This window comes from Acinetobacter sp. AS167 (assembly GCF_037152175.1).
Taxonomy (GTDB): domain Bacteria; phylum Pseudomonadota; class Gammaproteobacteria; order Pseudomonadales; family Moraxellaceae; genus Acinetobacter.
Genome location: NZ_JBBCMP010000060.1, coordinates 1 through 223 on the forward strand (window position 1 = coordinate 1; position 223 = coordinate 223).

Consider the following 223-nt stretch of genomic DNA (forward strand, 5'->3'; position numbering starts at 1 on the left):
TGGTACGCTCAGCAATTGCTGGAATGCTTTCAAGAAGCTTTTGATCACGTTTAAGCTCATGGTCTTGATCAATATGGTTTTGAATTTGTGTATCTAGATTCTGAATTTGCCGAGTTAATGATTTAATATTAGTCTTAATAGACTTTAAAATTGGTACAACTATTAGAGTGGAGTTTGCTTTTTCCAAACGATTTTGTTCACGTTTTAAGTCGTTCGCAAGACT

The 223-nt window shown here is 34.1% G+C and carries 1 pseudogene; it reads right to left on the bottom strand.

Features of this window, described 5'->3' with window-relative positions:
- A pseudogene (locus tag WFN33_RS20360) lies at positions 1-223 on the bottom strand (IS110 family transposase); the annotation flags it as partial.